The sequence below is a fragment of the Exiguobacterium sp. 8H genome (assembly GCF_902506255.1).
In the GTDB taxonomy this organism is placed as follows: domain Bacteria; phylum Bacillota; class Bacilli; order Exiguobacteriales; family Exiguobacteriaceae; genus Exiguobacterium; species Exiguobacterium profundum.
The window spans coordinates 359,459-377,689 of sequence record NZ_LR733429.1; the positions used below are offsets into that span (position 1 = coordinate 359,459).

At 51.0% G+C, this 18,231-nt stretch carries 17 protein-coding genes and 1 other annotated feature; all 17 genes read left to right on the forward strand.

Going from position 1 to position 18,231, the window contains the following annotated elements:
- Positions 1-13: 13 nt before the first annotated feature.
- The 17 genes from GVY43_RS01790 (at position 14) to pyrE (ending at position 18,144) form a co-directional block, all read left to right on the forward strand.
- Complete coding sequence (locus tag GVY43_RS01790) at positions 14-484, forward strand: cell division protein SepF (protein ID WP_078146655.1); 471 nt, start codon at positions 14-16, stop codon at positions 482-484.
- Positions 485-488: 4 nt separating this feature from the next.
- Positions 489-758 (forward strand): YggT family protein, encoded by a 270-nt coding sequence (locus GVY43_RS01795; RefSeq protein WP_015881317.1) that lies wholly within the window; start codon positions 489-491, stop codon positions 756-758.
- A 3-nt stretch (positions 759-761) separates the two neighbouring features.
- Positions 762-1,532 carry an RNA-binding protein gene (locus GVY43_RS01800; protein ID WP_078146656.1) on the forward strand — a complete coding sequence of 257 codons (771 nt, stop codon included), beginning with the start codon at positions 762-764 and terminating at the stop codon, positions 1,530-1,532.
- 18 nt (positions 1,533-1,550) lie between these two features.
- Complete coding sequence (locus GVY43_RS01805) at positions 1,551-2,099, forward strand: DivIVA domain-containing protein (protein WP_074037318.1); 549 nt, start codon at positions 1,551-1,553, stop codon at positions 2,097-2,099.
- Between the two features lie 3 nt (positions 2,100-2,102).
- Positions 2,103-2,322, forward strand: a binding site (T-box leader).
- Positions 2,323-2,374: 52 nt separating this feature from the next.
- Positions 2,375-5,101 (forward strand): isoleucine--tRNA ligase, encoded by a 2,727-nt coding sequence (gene ileS, locus GVY43_RS01810; protein ID WP_159562059.1) that lies wholly within the window; start codon positions 2,375-2,377, stop codon positions 5,099-5,101.
- Positions 5,102-5,158: 57 nt separating this feature from the next.
- Positions 5,159-5,632, forward strand: coding sequence for a signal peptidase II (gene lspA / locus GVY43_RS01815; protein ID WP_015881321.1), 474 nt, complete (start codon positions 5,159-5,161; stop codon positions 5,630-5,632).
- Complete coding sequence (locus GVY43_RS01820) at positions 5,632-6,543, forward strand: RluA family pseudouridine synthase (protein ID WP_159562060.1); 912 nt, start codon at positions 5,632-5,634, stop codon at positions 6,541-6,543. Before lspA ends, GVY43_RS01820 begins: the two co-directional genes overlap by 1 nt.
- A 154-nt stretch (positions 6,544-6,697) precedes the next feature.
- Entirely contained in the window at positions 6,698-7,276 is a 579-nt protein-coding gene (gene pyrR, locus GVY43_RS01825) for a bifunctional pyr operon transcriptional regulator/uracil phosphoribosyltransferase PyrR (RefSeq protein ID WP_230872797.1), read from the forward strand.
- A 48-nt stretch (positions 7,277-7,324) separates the two neighbouring features.
- Positions 7,325-8,629, forward strand: coding sequence for a uracil-xanthine permease family protein (locus tag GVY43_RS01830; RefSeq protein ID WP_015881324.1), 1,305 nt, complete (start codon positions 7,325-7,327; stop codon positions 8,627-8,629).
- A 139-nt stretch (positions 8,630-8,768) separates the two neighbouring features.
- Entirely contained in the window at positions 8,769-9,674 is a 906-nt protein-coding gene (locus GVY43_RS01835; protein WP_159563628.1) for an aspartate carbamoyltransferase catalytic subunit, read from the forward strand.
- On the forward strand, positions 9,671-10,951 hold the full coding sequence (locus GVY43_RS01840) for a dihydroorotase (protein WP_159562061.1): 1,281 nt from the start codon (positions 9,671-9,673) through the stop codon (positions 10,949-10,951). Before GVY43_RS01835 ends, GVY43_RS01840 begins: the two co-directional genes overlap by 4 nt.
- Positions 10,929-12,011, forward strand: coding sequence for a carbamoyl phosphate synthase small subunit (locus tag GVY43_RS01845; RefSeq protein ID WP_201302239.1), 1,083 nt, complete (start codon positions 10,929-10,931; stop codon positions 12,009-12,011). Before GVY43_RS01840 ends, GVY43_RS01845 begins: the two co-directional genes overlap by 23 nt.
- Before the next feature lies 1 nt (position 12,012).
- Positions 12,013-15,216, forward strand: a complete 3,204-nt coding sequence (gene carB, locus GVY43_RS01850) for a carbamoyl-phosphate synthase large subunit (RefSeq protein WP_159562063.1) — start codon at positions 12,013-12,015, stop codon at positions 15,214-15,216.
- On the forward strand, positions 15,213-15,932 hold the full coding sequence (locus GVY43_RS01855) for a dihydroorotate dehydrogenase electron transfer subunit (RefSeq protein ID WP_159562064.1): 720 nt from the start codon (positions 15,213-15,215) through the stop codon (positions 15,930-15,932). Before carB ends, GVY43_RS01855 begins: the two co-directional genes overlap by 4 nt.
- Positions 15,929-16,855, forward strand: coding sequence for a dihydroorotate dehydrogenase (locus GVY43_RS01860; RefSeq protein ID WP_074037305.1), 927 nt, complete (start codon positions 15,929-15,931; stop codon positions 16,853-16,855). Before GVY43_RS01855 ends, GVY43_RS01860 begins: the two co-directional genes overlap by 4 nt.
- Positions 16,830-17,534 (forward strand): orotidine-5'-phosphate decarboxylase, encoded by a 705-nt coding sequence (gene pyrF / locus GVY43_RS01865; RefSeq protein WP_159562065.1) that lies wholly within the window; start codon positions 16,830-16,832, stop codon positions 17,532-17,534. The genes GVY43_RS01860 and pyrF overlap by 26 nt, the downstream gene beginning before the upstream one ends.
- Positions 17,518-18,144, forward strand: a complete 627-nt coding sequence (gene pyrE / locus GVY43_RS01870; RefSeq protein WP_159562066.1) for an orotate phosphoribosyltransferase — start codon at positions 17,518-17,520, stop codon at positions 18,142-18,144. Before pyrF ends, pyrE begins: the two co-directional genes overlap by 17 nt.
- The last annotated feature ends 87 nt before the right edge of the window (positions 18,145-18,231 follow it).

The window sequence follows — 18,231 nt, forward strand, 5'->3', positions numbered from 1 at the left end:
GGAGGAATCCGTTATGTCAATCAAAAACAAAATGAAAGATTTCTTTGGACTCGAAGAAGATCCGAACAGCACATATGAAGAAGAAGAGTATACTGTGGCAAATGCAGCAGCTCCTTCTACAACCGAAACATCTGTCGTCAGACAGGATGATCGTCCAAAATCAGCGAATAATCTCGTGGCATTAAATACGAAAAAGAAAGACCGTTCAAAAGTCGTATTGGCTGAGCCGCGTGTGTTCGCTGAGGCGCAAGACATTAGCGATCATTTGAAAGAAAACCGTGCTGTCATCGTCAACCTTCAGCGCATGTCAAAAGAGCAATCGCGTCAAGTCGTCAACTTCCTCTCAGGTGTCGTATACGCCCTTGAGGGATCGATGACTTCGATTGGACATAACACGATTCTGTGTACTCCGAACAACGTCGAATTGACTGGTTCAATCTCAAACTTGATATCGGAGGATGAACTTCACAGTAAAGGGTGGTAACTGAATGGAAAACGTAATCCCTGCCTTAGGCAACACGTTGAGCGATCTACTTGGTATCTATAGTTGGGTCCTCATCGGCTATATTTTATTATCATGGTTCCCGAACGCACGCGAATCTAAATTTGGTCAAATCTTATCGTTTTTGTGTGAACCGTTCTTGGCGCCGTTTCGCCGGATCATCCCACCGATTGGTGGTATGCTTGATATCTCCCCAATCGTTGCGCTGTTCGTGCTTCGTATGGCCCAAGCCGGAATCGCTGCGATCTTTGGGTGACGTATGAGCGTCTATGACCATTATCGACCAAGTGAACGCGCGTTCGTTGAACAAGTGCTCGACTGGGTACAACAAGTGGAGAATAGCTATGTGTTGAAATTGACGGATTTTCTAGACCCACGTGAACAGCAAATCGTCAAACAACTCGTCGGGAAACAACTTGTCATTCATGATGATGGCGGATTTGAAGGCGCGGAACGACGTCGTCTGATTTTAGCGCCGGATTACTATGAACTCAATCCAGATGATTTTGAGATTGAGATCCGTCGAATCGAGTACCCAACAAAATTCGTGGACTTGACGCATCGACAAGTGACAGGAACATTGCTGAACGCTGGACTGAAACGTCAAAAGTTCGGAGATGTCGTTCTTGACGATGAGATTGTACAATTTGCGACGACGCGTGAAGCGGTCGGGTTCATTGAAATGAATCTTGAACGTGTCGGAAAAGCGAGAGTTCGCATTTCTTCCGTGCCAAAAGACGAGGTTCTTGTCGTCCCTGCGACCGAATGGATCGAAGGGTTCGGCATCGTCTCTTCCTTACGATTTGATACGGTCGCAAGCGAGGTGCTTAACATCTCTCGGCAAAAAGCGCAGGCGCTCGTCAAACATGGCGACTGTAAAGTGAATCATAAAGTCATTGAAGACGCGAGCTTCATCCTTGAACCGGATGATCTACTATCAGTCCGTGGATATGGTCGCATCAAATTGATGGAGATTCTCGGATCGACCAAACGTGAAAAAATTAAAATCCAGTATGGCACCATACGTTGAAATTAGGAGGAAAGTCGAATGGCGTTGACACCGATTGATATTCATAATAAAGAATTCTCTTCCCGTTTTCGTGGGTACGACATCGATGAGGTCAATGAATTTTTAGATCAAATCATTAAAGAGTTTGAACTATTGATTCGTGAGAATCGACGGTATGAAGAACTTGTCAACGATATGCAAGCCCGCATTGACTACTTCTCCTCGATGGAAGATACGTTGAACAAATCGATTATCGTCGCGCAGGAAGCGGCGGAAGAAGTGAAGAACAATGCTCAAAAAGAAGCGAGTCTCATCTTGAAACAAGCGGAACGTGAAGCGTTCGCTCGTGAAGAGGAAGCGGCGCGCAAAGAGCAACTTGCTGAACGAGAAGTCGTTCAAATGCTCAAGAAAGTAGAGTTGTATCGGACACGCTTCCGCGTCCTCGTCGATGCGCAAATGGAACTTCTCAACAGTACGGAATGGGAAACGATTGTCGGGGAACCGCCTGTGCAGACGGTTCTTGACGATAGAACAGAACTTGCGTATAATGACGACGAAGTCACACGTAATGAAGAACAACACGGATAAATGATCAACACGTTGAGTAGGACGCGTCGATCGAGTCATACCTACGAAGCGACTTAGGGACGGTGAGAGCCTAGGAGAAAGACTTGAATCGGTATCCCCTATGAGTCGTCACGCTGAACTGAAGTAAGCGTGACCGCCTGACCTCGTTATCGGTTACCGAGAGCGGTCTCATGATGATGAGACTAGTAGGGTGGTACCGCGAGTCAACCAACTCGTCCCTATCAGGGATGGGTTGGTTTTTTTGTTTTCTAAAAAATGTTGATGGAGGAGTTTCGATGAACTACAAAGACACGCTATTAATGCCAAACACAGAATTCGCGATGCGTGGGAATTTACCAAAGCGCGAGCCAGCGATGCAAACAGAATGGGAAGATATGGACCTTTACAACAAGGTACAAGAAAAAAATGCTGGGAAACCACAATATATCTTACATGATGGACCTCCATATGCGAACGGTGACATCCACATGGGACACGCGATGAACAAAGTATTGAAAGACATCATCGTTCGTTTCAAAGGGATGAACGGCTATCAGTCTCCAATGATTCCAGGATGGGACACGCACGGTCTTCCAATCGAGAACGCCCTTCAAAAAGCAGGCGTCAATCGTAAGGAAATGACAGTCGCGGAATTCCGTGAAAAGTGTGCAGAATATGCGATGGAGCAAGTGAACTCGCAACGCGAACAATTCAAACGTCTCGGTCTTCTCGCAGACTTTGAGAACCCATACATCACGCTCCTTCCTGAATACGAAGCGGCACAGATTCGTTTGTTCGGGTCGATGGCTGAGAAGGGTTATATCTACAAAGGGAAAAAACCGGTTTATTGGTCACCATCTTCCGAGTCGGCACTCGCGGAAGCAGAGATTGAATATTACGATAAAAAATCACCGGCTATCTACGTGGCGTTCCGTGTCGTGGACGGTAAAGATACGTTGACGTCAGACGATCACTTCGTCATCTGGACGACGACGCCTTGGACAATCCCGGCGAACCTTGGAATCGCGGTAAGTGATGAGTTGACTTACACGCGTATCGAACATGAAGGAAAAGGCTATATCGTCGCGGAAACGCTCGTTGAAGAAGTGACGGCAGCGCTCGGATGGACGGATTACACAGTGAGTGGGTCTTGGAACGGACGTGACTTCGAGTACATGACGGCCCAACATCCATTGTATGACCGGACGTCACTCGTCATCCTTGGCGACCACGTCACTGCGGATGCGACTGGACTCGTACACACAGCACCTGGACACGGGGAAGACGACTATCGCGTCGGACAGGCTTACGGATTAGACGTCCTTTGCCCGGTGGATGACCGTGGCTATATGACAGATGAAGCCCCTGGTTTCGAAGGTCTCTTCTACGAAGATGCGAACAAACAAATTGGTATGAAGCTTGAAGAGAACGGCTACTTGCTCAACTTGAAGTTCATCAAACACTCGTACCCGCATGACTGGCGTACGAAGAAGCCGGTCATCTTCCGTGCGACACCACAATGGTTCGCGTCCATCAAAGATTTCCGTGAAGACATGCTCCGTGAGATCGAGGAAGTGAACTGGGTCCCTGAATGGGGAATGACACGTCTCTACAACATGGTCCGTGACCGTGGAGATTGGGTCATCAGCCGTCAGCGTGCCTGGGGAGTTCCAATCCCAATCTTCTATGCGGAAGATGGAACGGAAATCATCACGAACGAGACAATCGACCACATCGCCAACTTATTCCGTGAGCACGGTTCAAACGTTTGGTATGAGCGTGAAGCGAAAGACCTTCTCCCTGCAGGGTTCACTCACCCGAACAGTCCGAACGGTGAATTCCGTAAAGAGCTCGACATCATGGACGTCTGGTTCGATTCAGGTTCTTCACACGCTGGTGTATTAGAAGAACGCGAAAACCTTCGTCGTCCGGCTGACCTTTACCTTGAAGGATCGGACCAATATCGTGGTTGGTTCAACTCGTCACTCTCGACGGCCGTTGCGACGACTGGGAAAGCACCGTACCGGAATGTCTTGAGTCACGGATTCGTCCTCGATGGGGACGGACGCAAAATGTCGAAATCGCTCGGTAACACGATTGCACCGAACGATCTTGTGAAGCAGTATGGCGCAGAGATCGTACGCCTTTGGGTCGCATCCGTCGATTACCAGTCGGACGTACGTGCGTCACACGATAACTTCAAACAGGTGTCAGAAGTTTACCGGAAGATGCGTAACACGATTCGCTTCTTACTCGGGAACTTGAACGGGTTCGAGCCATCGATGCGTGTCGCATTCGACGATATGCCGGAAGCGGACCGCTTCATGGCGACGAAGCTCAAACAATTGCAGACAAAAGTTGTCAAAGCATATGATGAGTTTGACTTTATGGCCGTGTATCACCTCGTTCATAACTTCTGTGTCAACGAGTTGTCATCGTTCTACCTCGACTTCACAAAAGATATCCTATATATCGAACGTGAAGACGATCTCCGTCGTCGTGCCGTTCAGACGGTCATGTACGATGCCGTCGTCCTCTTGACGAAACTATTGGCTCCAATCCTTCCACACACTGCCGATGAGGCATGGAAAGAAGTGCCTGGAAAGTCAGAAGCAAGCATCTTCTTGACGGATTTAGAAGAAGTGAGCGCGCTCACAGGAGACGAAACGGCATTACTCGAGAAGTGGTCGAAGTTCCTCGTCTTCCGCGACGACGTCCTCAAAGCGATTGAAATCGCACGTGGAGAAAAGTTGATCGGGAAACCGCTCGAAGCGAAGTTGATTCTCGCACCAAAAGCAGAGACTGCCGACTTGTTGAACACGATCGACAATGTCAGCCAACTGCTTCAAGTATCGCAAGTGGAGTGGGCTGAGACGGCAGACGTCGATTATGCGACGACGAAAATCACAGTCATGAAAGCGGATGGAGCCGCTTGTGCACGTTGTTGGACATACTCGACAGAGCTTGGACAAAACGAAGAGCATCCAGAGCTTTGCCCACGCTGTGCATCAGTAATCGGTTAAGACGAACCGGAGTGGCGTCCCCACTCCGGTTTCTTAACGGCTTGAAAGGAGACGCATATGAAACGATATTATGGATTGGCGCTCATCTTGATTTTGATCGATCAACTCACAAAATGGGTAGTCGTTCAAACGATGACAATTGGTCAATCGATTGAAGTCATCCCGAACTTGTTATACTGGACGTCCTACCGCAATAAAGGAGCGGCTTGGGGGATGTTAGAAGGACAGATGGCGTTCTTCTTTATCATCACCATACTCGTCGTTGCCGGACTCGTTTACTTCTTGCACAAAGAGGTGAACGGCTATCAACTCCTCGGATATAGTGTCGGATTACTGTTGGCCGGTGCCATCGGTAACTTTATTGATCGCTTGTTCCGTGGCGAAGTCGTCGACTTTGTCGATACGTATCCGTTCGGATACAACTTCCCGATTTTTAACGTGGCTGATATGGCACTCACGTTTGGTGTCATCTTGATGGTCATCGGGATTTTATTTGAAGAAAAATTACACAAAGAAAGGGGACAATCGTAATGGAATCGTATACTTTTGTCGCCGATGAAAAGGCAAGGATTGATAAGTGGGTCAGTGACCGTGGTGAATGGTCACGCTCTCAAGTACAGGAATGGATCAAGACGGGAGCCCTCCTCGTCAACGGTAGTGCCGTGAAAGCGAACTACAAGCTTCAAGTGGGGGATGAAGTGGAAGTGAACGTGCCGGAAGCGGTCGAACTCGAAGTGTTGCCTGAAGACATCCCGCTCGAGATCGTCTTTGAAGACGAGGACGTCATCGTCGTCAACAAGGCACGCGGGATGGTCGTTCACCCTGCAGCCGGACACACGTCAGGGACGCTCGTCAATGCGCTACTTTATCATTGTGATGACCTCTCGGGTATCAACGGTGTCAAACGTCCAGGAATCGTCCATCGGATTGATAAGGACACGACGGGTCTTCTCATGGTCGCCAAAAATGACTTGGCCCATGAATCGCTGGCGAGCCAGTTGAAGGACAAGACCATCAAACGCGAGTATATCGCGCTCGTCCATGGCGAACTCGTCCACGAACTTGGAACGATTGAAGCACCGATTGGTCGCGATACGAACGATCGTCAGCGAATGACCGTGACGGACCGGAACGCAAAAGAAGCCGTGACGCACTTCCGTTTACTCGAACGTTATAAAGACTTCACGCTCGTGGAGTGTAAATTAGAGACTGGACGCACGCATCAGATTCGCGTTCATATGCGTTATATCGGTCATCCGCTCGCCGGTGACCCGAAATATGGTCCACGCCGCACGATTGATTTGGGCGGTCAAGCGCTCCATGCGGCAACAATCGGATTCCACCATCCACGTACGAAAGAATGGATGGAGTTTGAGGCACCATTACCAGAAGACTTTAATGCGGAACTCGCAAAATTAGATAAAATCGAGAAAACTCGTTGACTTCTGTCACGTTCCGATTTATAGTCTAGGAAGCATAACACCTTTAAACCCAGTCCAGAGAGGCTGTGAAAGGATTGTGACCGCGGTCACATGTACGTCCATTCAACCCCGGCATTCGTATGCCGTTTTTGATGAAGACTCCCTTTCCAGCCGGATGAGGGAGTCTTCTTTTTTAGTGAAGCTTGGAAGGAGGAATCACGTGAAACAATCAGTCATTTTAGATGAGTCAGCAATCCGTCGTGCTTTGACCCGAATCGCACACGAAATCATCGAGCGAAACAAAGGAATCGATGACGTCGTCCTCGTCGGAATCAAGACGAGAGGTGAGACGCTCGCTGACCGACTCGCTCGCCGAATCGAGGAGATTGAAGGCAAGCCGGTCGCACTCGGCAATCTCGACATCACCTTGTATCGCGACGATCTATCGAAGAAGTCGTTAGACCCTGAAGTCAAAGCGACGGAACTACCCCATGATATCAATGGAAAGACCGTCGTCCTCGTCGATGATGTCCTTTACACAGGTCGTACAGTTCGTGCCGCAATGGACGCGCTTGTCGACCATGGTCGTCCGGATTACATCCAACTTGCTGTCTTGATTGACCGAGGCCATCGGGAACTCCCGATTCGACCAGATTTTATCGGAAAGAACGTTCCGACGTCCAAGTCCGAGCAAGTCGTTGTGAGACTCAGTGAAGTCGACACGGCGGATGAAGTCACGATCCATCAGCAATAAACTCATACCTTTAAGGTGGTCCAGAGAGGCCAGGAAGGAGAATTCAATATGAAACAACCTGTTCTACACATCCACGAGCGTCCAGCTCACTTTCCACAATGGCTATTATTCAGCCTTCAACACGTCTTCGCCATGTTCGGAGCGACGATTTTAGTCCCGATTTTGACAGGATTAAATACATCGGTCGCCCTCGTCGCTTCCGGTGTGGCCACGCTCTCATTCTTAGCGATTACCCGCTTCAAAGTCCCAACATACTTAGGTTCAAGTTTTGCCTACATCGCCCCGATCATAGCGGTCAGCCAGCAATGGGGTGTCGAAGCCGCACTCTTCGGCGGAATCGTCGCAGGGTCTGTGTACGGTGTCGTCTCCTTGATCATCTATAAGACAGGCGTCAACTGGTTGCTCCGACTGCTCCCACCGGTTGTCGTTGGACCGGTCATCATGGTCATCGGACTCTCGCTCGCACCGGTCGCCATCGATATGTCGATGAATCAAGATGGTGCCTATAACGGGACGTTCATGACGATTGCCCTGCTTACACTTGGAATCACGATGCTTGCCATGACGAAACTGAAAGGTGTTTGGGGAGCGGTCCCAATCCTCTTTGGAATCGTGGGAGGATACGCAGTCGCAGCGGCATTCGGCATCATTGATTATTCGCCGATTCAACAAGCCAGCCTGTTCCAACTTCCTGACTTCACGATGGTGTTCGTCGACTACATGCCGATGTGGCAAGTCGGTGCCCTTCTCGCCATCGTTCCGGTCGCACTCGTCACGATGACGGAGCACATCGGAGATCAGATGGTCACGTCAAAAATTATCGGACGAGAAACGATGAAAGATCCAGGTCTCCATCGCACGCTACTCGGAGACGGAGTGGGAAAAGCCGTCGCCTCTGCACTCGGTGGACCACCATGTACGACTTACGGTGAGAACAACGGCGTCATGGCCATCACCCGAGTCTACAGTGTCTACGTCATCGCTGGCGCAGCACTCATGGCCATCAGCTTCGGATTCCTCGGTCATATCGAAGCGTTCATCTCGACCATCCCGAACCCGGTCAAAGGTGGAATCTCGATCCTCTTGTTCGGTGTCATCGCCTCGAACGGATTACGGACGATGGTGGAGAGCAAAGTTGACTTGGCAGAAAAACGCAACTTGATCATCTCGTCGGTCATCCTCGTCATCGGACTCGGGGGTGCGATGGTTCAAATCGGGAGCTTCCCGGTACAAGGCATGGCACTCGCGACTGTCGTCGGCATTTTGTTGAACGCCATCTTACCGCATGAAGAAGACGACACAGCAGTCGAAGTCAATACAACTGAAGAAACGAAACAAGCAAGTAACTTTTAATTCGATCCCGTGAGGTCGGCAAAGTGAAGGCTCGTTTATTTGGGTGTACCCTGCCCAGATAAAGGCGTCCCTTCACATCGGTGAAGAGACGCCTTTTCTCTTTGCCTCTAATAAAAGGAGGAGACGAACATTGAATACGATGCAAACAAACGTGAAACCGGTCAAACACTTCGTCAGTTTGGACACACTTTCCCTTGAAGAGATCATGGGCATGATTGAAGAATCATTGCGCTACAAGCAAGGAGATCTTCCTCCTCTGTTTGACGGGAAGACCGTAGCGAACCTGTTCTTTGAAAACTCGACACGTACGAAAAACTCGTTTCAAATGGCCGAACGCCACTTGAACATGCAGGAGATTCCGTTCGATGTGACGACGTCATCGGTCACGAAAGGCGAGACGCTATACGATACGTGTAAAACGCTCGAAGCCATCGGTGTGGATGCACTCGTCATTCGACATCCGGAAGCAGGCTATTATCACGAACTCATCGAAAAGTTGAATATCCCGGTGTTGAACGGAGGGGACGGGAGCGGGGAACATCCATCTCAATCGTTGCTCGACCTCGTTACCATCTTTGAAGAGTTCGGAACGTTCCAAGGATTGAACGTCGCCATCTGTGGTGACCTCGTCCATAGTCGGGTCGCTCGCTCCAACGCAAGCGTCTTGAAGCGCCTCGGAGCAAACGTGGTCGGTTGTAGTCCTGCCTCTTGGTGGGACGATTCGATGGGGCTAGAGCGAAAAGAACTCGATGACATCTTAGGCGAATGTGACGTCATCATGTTGCTCCGTGTACAACACGAGCGCCATATCATGGGAGACGTCTTCTCGAAAGAAGAGTATCACACACAGTTCGGTTTGACGGTCGAACGCGTCGAGCGAATGAAGGCAGGCGCCATCATCATGCACCCGGCTCCGGTCAATCGGGATGTGGAGATTGCGGGAAGTCTGATCGAGCATGAACGGTCACGCATCTTCCCGCAAATGAAGAATGGGGTGTATGCCCGGATGAGCATCTTAAATCGAGCATTAGGAGGACAACAATGATACTTCAAAACGCGACATGGTATGACAAGGGAACGAAGCGTACGACATCCATTCAAGTGAAAGACGGAAAGATAAAATCACTCGACTATAAAGGGGAGACCGAGGGACAAGAAGTCCTCGATGCATCAGGCTATCTACTCGCACCAGGACTCGTCGATGTCCACGTCCACTTGCGTGAACCAGGGGGCGAGGCGAAAGAGACGATTCAGACGGGGACGATGGCGGCAGCGGCAGGAGGATTTACGACCATCTGCTCGATGCCGAACACGAGACCGGTTCCTGACAATCGCGAAACAATGGACGTCCTCCTTCAAAAAATCGAGCAAGATGCGGTCGTACGTGTGTTACCTTACGCCGCCATCACGAAACGACAGCTCGGGGAAGAACAGGTCGACATGGAATCGCTCGCAGATGCCTTCGCCTTCACGGATGATGGGGTCGGTGTCCAATCGGCGGCGATGATGCGACAAGCCATGCGTGAAGCGAAACGATTGAACAAAGCGGTCGTCGCCCACTGTGAGGACAATACGTTAAAGGCCGGGTCGGTCCACGAGGGCAAATTCAGTGAGGCGCATGGCATTCAAGGAATTCCGAGCCTTGCGGAGAGCATCCATATCGCTCGCGACGTTTTGATTGCTGAAGAGACAGGGTGTCATTATCATGTCTGTCACGTCTCATCCCGCCAATCGGTTCGTGTCATTCGGGATGCGAAACGAGCCGGCATCCACGTGACCGCAGAAGTGACGCCGCATCATCTTGTCTTGAGCGAGGACGATATCCCTGGGCTCGATGCAAACTTCAAGATGAACCCACCGCTCCGAAGCGAGGATGATCGACAGGCCCTCATTGAGGGATTGTTTGACGGGGCGATCGATATGATCGCAACGGACCATGCCCCCCATACAGTAGAAGAAAAAGCACAAGGGATAGAGCGGGCTCCGTTTGGAATTACCGGCTTCGAGACTGCCCTTCCACTTCTGTACACGACGTTTGTAAAAACTGGCGTCATGGAGGAGCATCAGTTGCTCGACTGGATGACGAAACGTCCGAGTGACGTATTCGGTTTATCGAGAGGAGAATTGAAAGTTGGGGTGGATGCGGACCTGATTCTCATCGATACGGAAACGTCTCGCACGGTCGATCCTACGACATTTTACTCAAAAGGAAAGAATACACCGTTCGCAGGGAAAGAGCTTGTTGGATGGCCGGTCATGACGATGGTCGGCGGCGAAATTGTATATAAGGGGCGATTTGATGAAACGAACATTATGGCTTGAGGATGGAATGAATTTTGTCGGTAAAGGATTCGGGGCACCGGCTGATACGATGGGGGAAGTCGTTTTCCAGACAGGTATGACAGGATACCAAGAAATCTTATCAGATCCATCATACTGCGACCAAATGATTGTACTGACGAACCCATTGATCGGGAACTATGGTGTCAATCGTGAGGATTTTGAAACGACGATTCCGATGGCAAAAGCGTTAATCGTGAAAGAAGCATGCGATACGCCATCGAACTTCCGTTCAACGGCGACACTCGATGCGACACTCACCCGCTTCGGCATTCCGGGACTTTCGGATATCGATACACGGATGTTGACACGTCATTTACGAGCGAAAGGGGTCATGCGCGGTGTCCTCATCGATGGAGAGTTGACGTGGGACGAGGTACGAACCCGTTTTGATGAAGAATCGCCGAACGATCAAGTCGCACGCGTATCGACGAAGCGGACATATGTGAGTACGGGAGCTGGCCCTCGCATTGCTTTGATCGACTTCGGGGCGAAGCTTGGAATCATGCGCGAGTTGATGAAACGAGATTGTGAGGTCGTCGTCTTCCCACACGATGCGACGGCAGAGGACGTATTACGGTATGAGCCGGACGGCATCATGTTGTCAAATGGACCAGGAGATCCTAAAGACGTTCCGACGGCACTGCCGCTCATCGAGCAACTGATGCCGACGACACCGATGTTCGGGATTTGTCTCGGTCACCAACTGATTGCTCTCGCAAACGGTGCGAACACATTCAAGCTTCCGTTCGGACATCGTGGCGCGAATCATCCGGTGCTCGAGCTTGAGACCGGTGCCGTGACCATCACCTCTCAAAACCATGGATATGCGGTTGAGGAAACGTCACTGCTCGATACACCGCTCATCGTCACACACCGTGCGGTCAATGACGGAACGATCGAAGGGGTAAGACATCTCCATCACCCGACCTTCTCGGTACAGTATCATCCGGAGGCAGCACCGGGACCGTTCGACGCCAACGACTTATTTGACCGATTCATGCAACTCGTACAAGAAAACAAACAGAAAGTGGGAATTTGACATGCCAAAACGACCAGATATTCAGAAAATCCTCGTAATCGGATCAGGACCGATTGTAATCGGACAAGCAGCGGAGTTTGATTATGCTGGTACACAGGCATGTCTTGCCTTGAAAGAAGAAGGCTACGAAGTCATCCTCGTCAACTCGAATCCGGCCACCATCATGACAGATCCGACGACGGCGGACCGTGTCTATATCGAACCGCTCGAACCAGAATTCGTCGAGCGAATCATCCGGCAGGAACGTCCGGATGCACTCCTTGCCACGCTTGGCGGGCAGACGGGTTTGAACTTGGCTTTTGAACTCGACAAACGGGGCGTCCTGCGGGATTGTGGCGTGGAACTTCTTGGAACAAAATTGTCTGCGATCGTTCAGGCGGAGGACCGGGAACAGTTCCGTAACTTGATGTTCGAACTCGGTCACGGCGTACCTGAAAGTGAGATTGTCCATACGCTCGAGTCTGCCTGGGGATTTGCGGAACGGATCGGATACCCGATCATCATCCGACCTGCGTACACGCTCGGGGGAACTGGTGGCGGGATTGCCCATGACCGGGAATCGTTCGAGCAAATCGTTGAATCTGGATTAAAGGCGAGTCCTGTTACGCAAGTCTTGTTGGAGAAATCGATTGCCGGGATGAAAGAAGTCGAGTTCGAGGTCATGCGTGACTCGAGTGACCAAGCCATCATCGTCTGTGCGATGGAAAACTTTGACCCGGTTGGAGTCCACACCGGTGACTCGATCGTATTCGCCCCTACGCAGACGCTATCAGATCGGGATTATCAGATGTTACGCAGCGTCTCGCTCGATATCATTCGGGCACTCGGTATTGAGGGTGGGTGTAACATCCAATTCGCACTCGACCCAGACAGTTTCACGTACTATGTCATCGAAGTGAATCCACGTGTTTCACGGAGCTCAGCGCTCGCATCAAAAGCGACAGGCTATCCGATTGCCAAGCTTGCTGCGAAAGTCGCTGTCGGTTACAAGCTATCAGAATTGAAAAACCCGGTCACAGAGACGAGCTACGCCTCGTTCGAACCGGCGCTCGATTACGTCGTCGCTAAAATCCCACGCTTCGCCTTCGATAAGTTTGAGTCCGCGGATCGCCGCTTAGGCACACAAATGAAGGCAACGGGTGAGGTCATGGCCATCGGTCGGAATTTAGAAGAGGCTCTGCTAAAAGCGGTTCGCTCGCTTGAACTGGGTATGGAAGAACTCCACCTTCCACAACTTCAAGCATTAGACACAGAACAGCTCGAGAATGGACTCATTCATCCGACAGACGAGCGTTTGTTCATCGTCTATGAGGCCCTTCGTCGCGGATACACGGTAGAAACGCTACACCAACTGACAAAAATCGATCGATTCTACTTACAGAAATTGAACCGGATCTGGCAGGCAGAGCAACAACTGATCAAGGAGCCGTTGACGTCAGAACGTCTACTGGATGTGAAACGTCTAGGGTTCAGTGATGTGGCAATCGCCCGTATGCTGTCGATGGATACAGAAGCGGTTCGCACGAAACGGAAAGAATGGAGCATTCGTCCCGTCTATAAGATGGTCGATACGTGTGCGGCCGAGTTTGCTTCTGAGACACCATACTTTTATGGGACATATGAAGTGGAGAACGAAGCGGTGAAGACAGACCGGGAGTCCATCCTCGTCCTTGGATCAGGTCCGATTCGAATCGGACAAGGTGTCGAGTTCGACTATGCGACCGTTCACTCAATCGAAACGATTCGAGATGCAGGATATGAAGCCATCATCATCAACAACAACCCGGAAACGGTCTCGACAGACTTCTCCATCTCCGATCGATTGTACTTCGAACCGTTGACGACAGAAGACGTATTAGAGGTCATCGAGAACGAAAACCCGCTAGGTGTCATCGTCCAATTCGGTGGACAGACTGCCATTAACTTGGCGGCATCGTTAGAAGCGAACGGCGTGAAAATTCTTGGGACGACGCTGGAAGATATCGACCGTGCCGAAGACCGAAAGGCGTTCGAAGCCACATTGTCAGCGGAACGATTGGCTCAACCACCAGGAAAGACTGCGACAAACGTGGAAGAGGCCGTCACATGTGCGAATGAGCTCGGCTATCCGGTACTCGTTCGACCATCGTACGTCCTCGGTGGACGGGCGATGGAAATCGTGTATGAACAGTCAGAGCTCGAGCGGTACATGCGACATGCGGTCATCGCCTCGAAAGATCGACCGGTTCTCATCGATCGCTACTTGACAGGAATTGAGATTGAAGTCGATGCCATCTGTGACGGGACGGACGTCTACATCCCAGGGATCATGGAGCATATCGAACGTGCCGGCGTACACTCAGGCGATTCCATTGCCGTCTATCCGCCTCAACGACTCAGTGAAGAACTGAAACAAAAAGTCGTCGATTATACGATCAAGTTGGCGAAAGCGTTCCGCATCAAAGGCCTTCTCAACATCCAGTTTGTCTATGCGGATGACCTGTATGTGATCGAGGTAAACCCACGTGCGAGTCGGACGGTCCCATTCATCTCGAAAGTGACGGGGTTACCGGTCGCACGGATTGCAACACAAACGATTCTTGGGACGAGTTTGAAAGAACTAGGTCTTGGGACAGGCATTCATCCTGAGTCGGACAGTATTTCGGTCAAAGTACCGGTCTTCTCGTTCGCGAAATTGAAAGAGGTAGACCCATCGCTCGGTCCCGAGATGAAGTCGACAGGAGAGGTCATGGCGACAGACCGGACACTCGAAAAAGCGCTCTATAAAGGGCTCGTTGCAGCAGGGATGAACATCGCCTTGAAAGGGAACGTGCTCATGACGATTGCCGACCATGACAAAGACGAGGCCATCGCCTTGGCGAAACGATTTGACCGCCTCGGTTTCCGCCTCATGGCAACGAGTGGGACGGCTGATAGTCTTGAAGTGGAACAGATGCGTGTTCGTCGAGTCGGGAAAATTCAAGAAGACGGTGAGACGATGCTCAGTGTGATCGAGCGTGGAGACGTCGACTTGATCATCAATACGACGAGCCGCGACGCACTCGTCACGAAAGACGGGTTCTTGATTCGAAGAACGGCCGCCGAACAGGGTACGCTTTGCCTGACCTCGCTCGATACGGTCGAAGCCTTGTTACAAGTCATTGAAAGCCTGTCGTTCCAGACGGTCAGCATCCCGGCATTCACAACGTTCGGGGTGATGGTATGAGACATGACGTGACGATTGTGAGCAACCGGCAAATCGCCAAAGCGACGATGGAAATGAAAGTACGTTGCCCTGGGGTGGAGGTCGCCCCTGGGACGTTCTTTCACATCAAGACGTCCGGTCTGTTACGTCGGCCGTTATCGGTGGCGAACGTCGAGGGGGACGAAATCACCTTCTTATACAAAGTGATTGGGGAAGGGACAACTGAGCTGGCAGGGAATCGAGTGGGGGACACGCTAGACGTCCTTGGTCCGCTCGGGAACGGTTTTCCACTGGCGCAACATGGAAAGCGAGTCGTCCTGGTCGGAGGTGGGATTGGGGTCCCACCGCTTTACTACGTCAGACGTCGACTACATGAGATGGGGATTGAAACGATTGCGATTCTCGGGTTTGATTCAAAAGAAAGCGTCTTTTATGAAGAAACCTTTCGTGAACTTGGTGAGACGATCATCACGACAGTAGACGGTACTCACGGGGAACTTGGCTTCGTCACTGGCCCCCTCGCACGCATCCAAGCCGATGTGTTGTTCAGTTGTGGTCCGGAAGCGATGTTAAAAGCAGTCGCCGCTTCACCAATTCCTGAACGATATCTCTCGATCGAGAATCGGATGGGTTGTGGCATCGGTGCTTGTTTTGCCTGTGTCTGTCAAGCGCCGGACGGCTATGTGAAAGTCTGTAGTGACGGTCCGGTATTCAATGCGGAAGAGGTGCTGTTATGAGATTGAATGTCGAGTTACCAGGTCTTCGTTTAAAAAATCCAATCATTCCGGCTTCCGGATGTTTCGGATTTGGGGAGGAATTCGCGAAGTTGTACGACCTCTCGATTTTGGGAGGCATCATGATCAAGGCAGCGACGGAGGAGTCGAGATTCGGTAATCCGACCCCACGTGTTGCCGAGACGGCACAGGGTATGCTCAACGCGATCGGTCTTCAAAATCCGGGAGTCGATGCGATCATCGAAGAAAAGTTACCATTTCTCTCGACGTTCGACACGGAAATCATCGCCAACGTTGCCGGTTCGACGCCAGATGAATATGTGGAAGTCGCCCGTCGAATCAGTGCCGACCCGACGATTAAAGCCATTGAATTGAACATCTCGTGTCCGAACGTGAAATGTGGAGGCATGCAGTTTGGGACGGACCCGGTGATGGCCGCAGAACTTACACGACTCGTCAAAGCGGCTTCAAGTAAGCCGGTCTATGTCAAACTGTCTCCGAACGTCACGTCAATCACCGACATGGCGCGAGCCGTCGAAGCAGCCGGGGCGGACGGCTTGACGATGATCAACACACTCGTAGGGATGCGAATCAATATCGAGACAGGTCGACCGATTTTAGCGAACCGAATCGGTGGGTTATCCGGTCCAGCCATCAAACCGGTAGCGGTCCGGATGGTGTATGAAGTCGCACAAGCGGTCGACATTCCCATCATCGCCATGGGCGGGGTTCGGACGGTCGACGATGTGCTCGAGTTTATTTATGCGGGGGCGTCTGCCGTTGCCGTCGGGACGGCGAACTTTGAAAATCCATACGTCTGTCAGGAAATCATTGAAGCGTTACCGGCACGACTTGATTCACTCGGAATCGAACATATTTTGGATGTGAGGGGGAAGGCCTATGCGCAACTTGTATCTCGCCCTTGACGTTGAAACGCGGGACGAAGCGTTTCATTTGTTAAAACGATTTTCAAACCGACCGGCTGTCAAAGTCGGGATGGAACTCTTTTATCGGGAAGGCGCACGCTTTGTCGAAGAATTGGTCGATGAGGGTTATCCGGTCTTTCTAGATGTGAAAGTACACGATATCCCGGAGACGGCACGCCGTACGATGCGACAAATCGGAAAGCTCGGGGTGGCTGTGACGAATGTCCACACATTAGGCGGCGAAAAGATGATGCGTTATGCGTTAGACGGGTTACGTCAGGCAAACGATACGACTCGATTGATCGGGGTCACACAGTTGACGTCGACAGATGAACGAATGATGCAGACAGAGCTCGGGATTGCTGGACGACTCGATCTAGCCGTTCTCAGACAAGCGACACTTGCGAAGCAGGCAGGACTTGACGGAGTAGTCGCATCCGTTCAAGAAGCGAAAGCGATTCATCAAAAACTAGGGAACACGTTCATGACGGTCACACCTGGCATCCGACTCGGTGCAACCGAGGATGATCAAGTCCGTATCGCGACGCCACAGGAAGCGAGATTGGCGGGCGTTCACTCAATTGTCGTCGGCCGACCGATTACACGTGCGACTGATCCGATGGCCATGTACGACCAATTTATGAAGGAATGGGGACAAATGAATGAAACAAATCTCTGAGGCACTTTTACAGATTGAAGCCGTCACACTATCACCGACTGAGCCGTATACATGGTCGAGCGGATTGAAGAGTCCGATCTACTGCGACAATCGACTCACACTCAGTTATCCGAAAGTGCGTCAAGTCATCGTCGATGGATTGGTGAAGTCAGTGAATCCGACCGATGTCGATGTGATCGCAGGGACGGCCACGGCAGGTATCCCTCACGGGGCATTGCTCGCTGACCGACTCGGGCTTCCATTCATTTATGTCCGTTCGAGTGCAAAAGGGCATGGGAAAGGCAATCAAATTGAAGGAAGACTCGAGGCAGGCGCTCGAGTACTCGTCATCGAGGATTTATTGTCGACCGGGATGTCGAGTATCGATGCGGCGAAGGCGATTCGTCAGGCGGGTGGTGACGTCATTGGGATTCAAGCCATCTTCTCGTACGGATTACCGGTTCTTCAGAAGAATCTAAGCGATGCAGATCTGACGGCAACATCGTTGACAACGTTCTCAGAATTGATTGAAGTGGCAGAGAGTACGGGCGTTCTAAACCGTTCGGAGCTCGATTCGCTTCGCGACTGGCAAGAAGATCCTCGTGCCTGGAGCGACCTCGTCACCTCTTAAGAATCCACCTTCGGGCGGATTCTTTTTCGATTCGGCATATGTCATACTTCATGGTAAAATAACGGAAGTGATTCGAAAAGGAGAGGC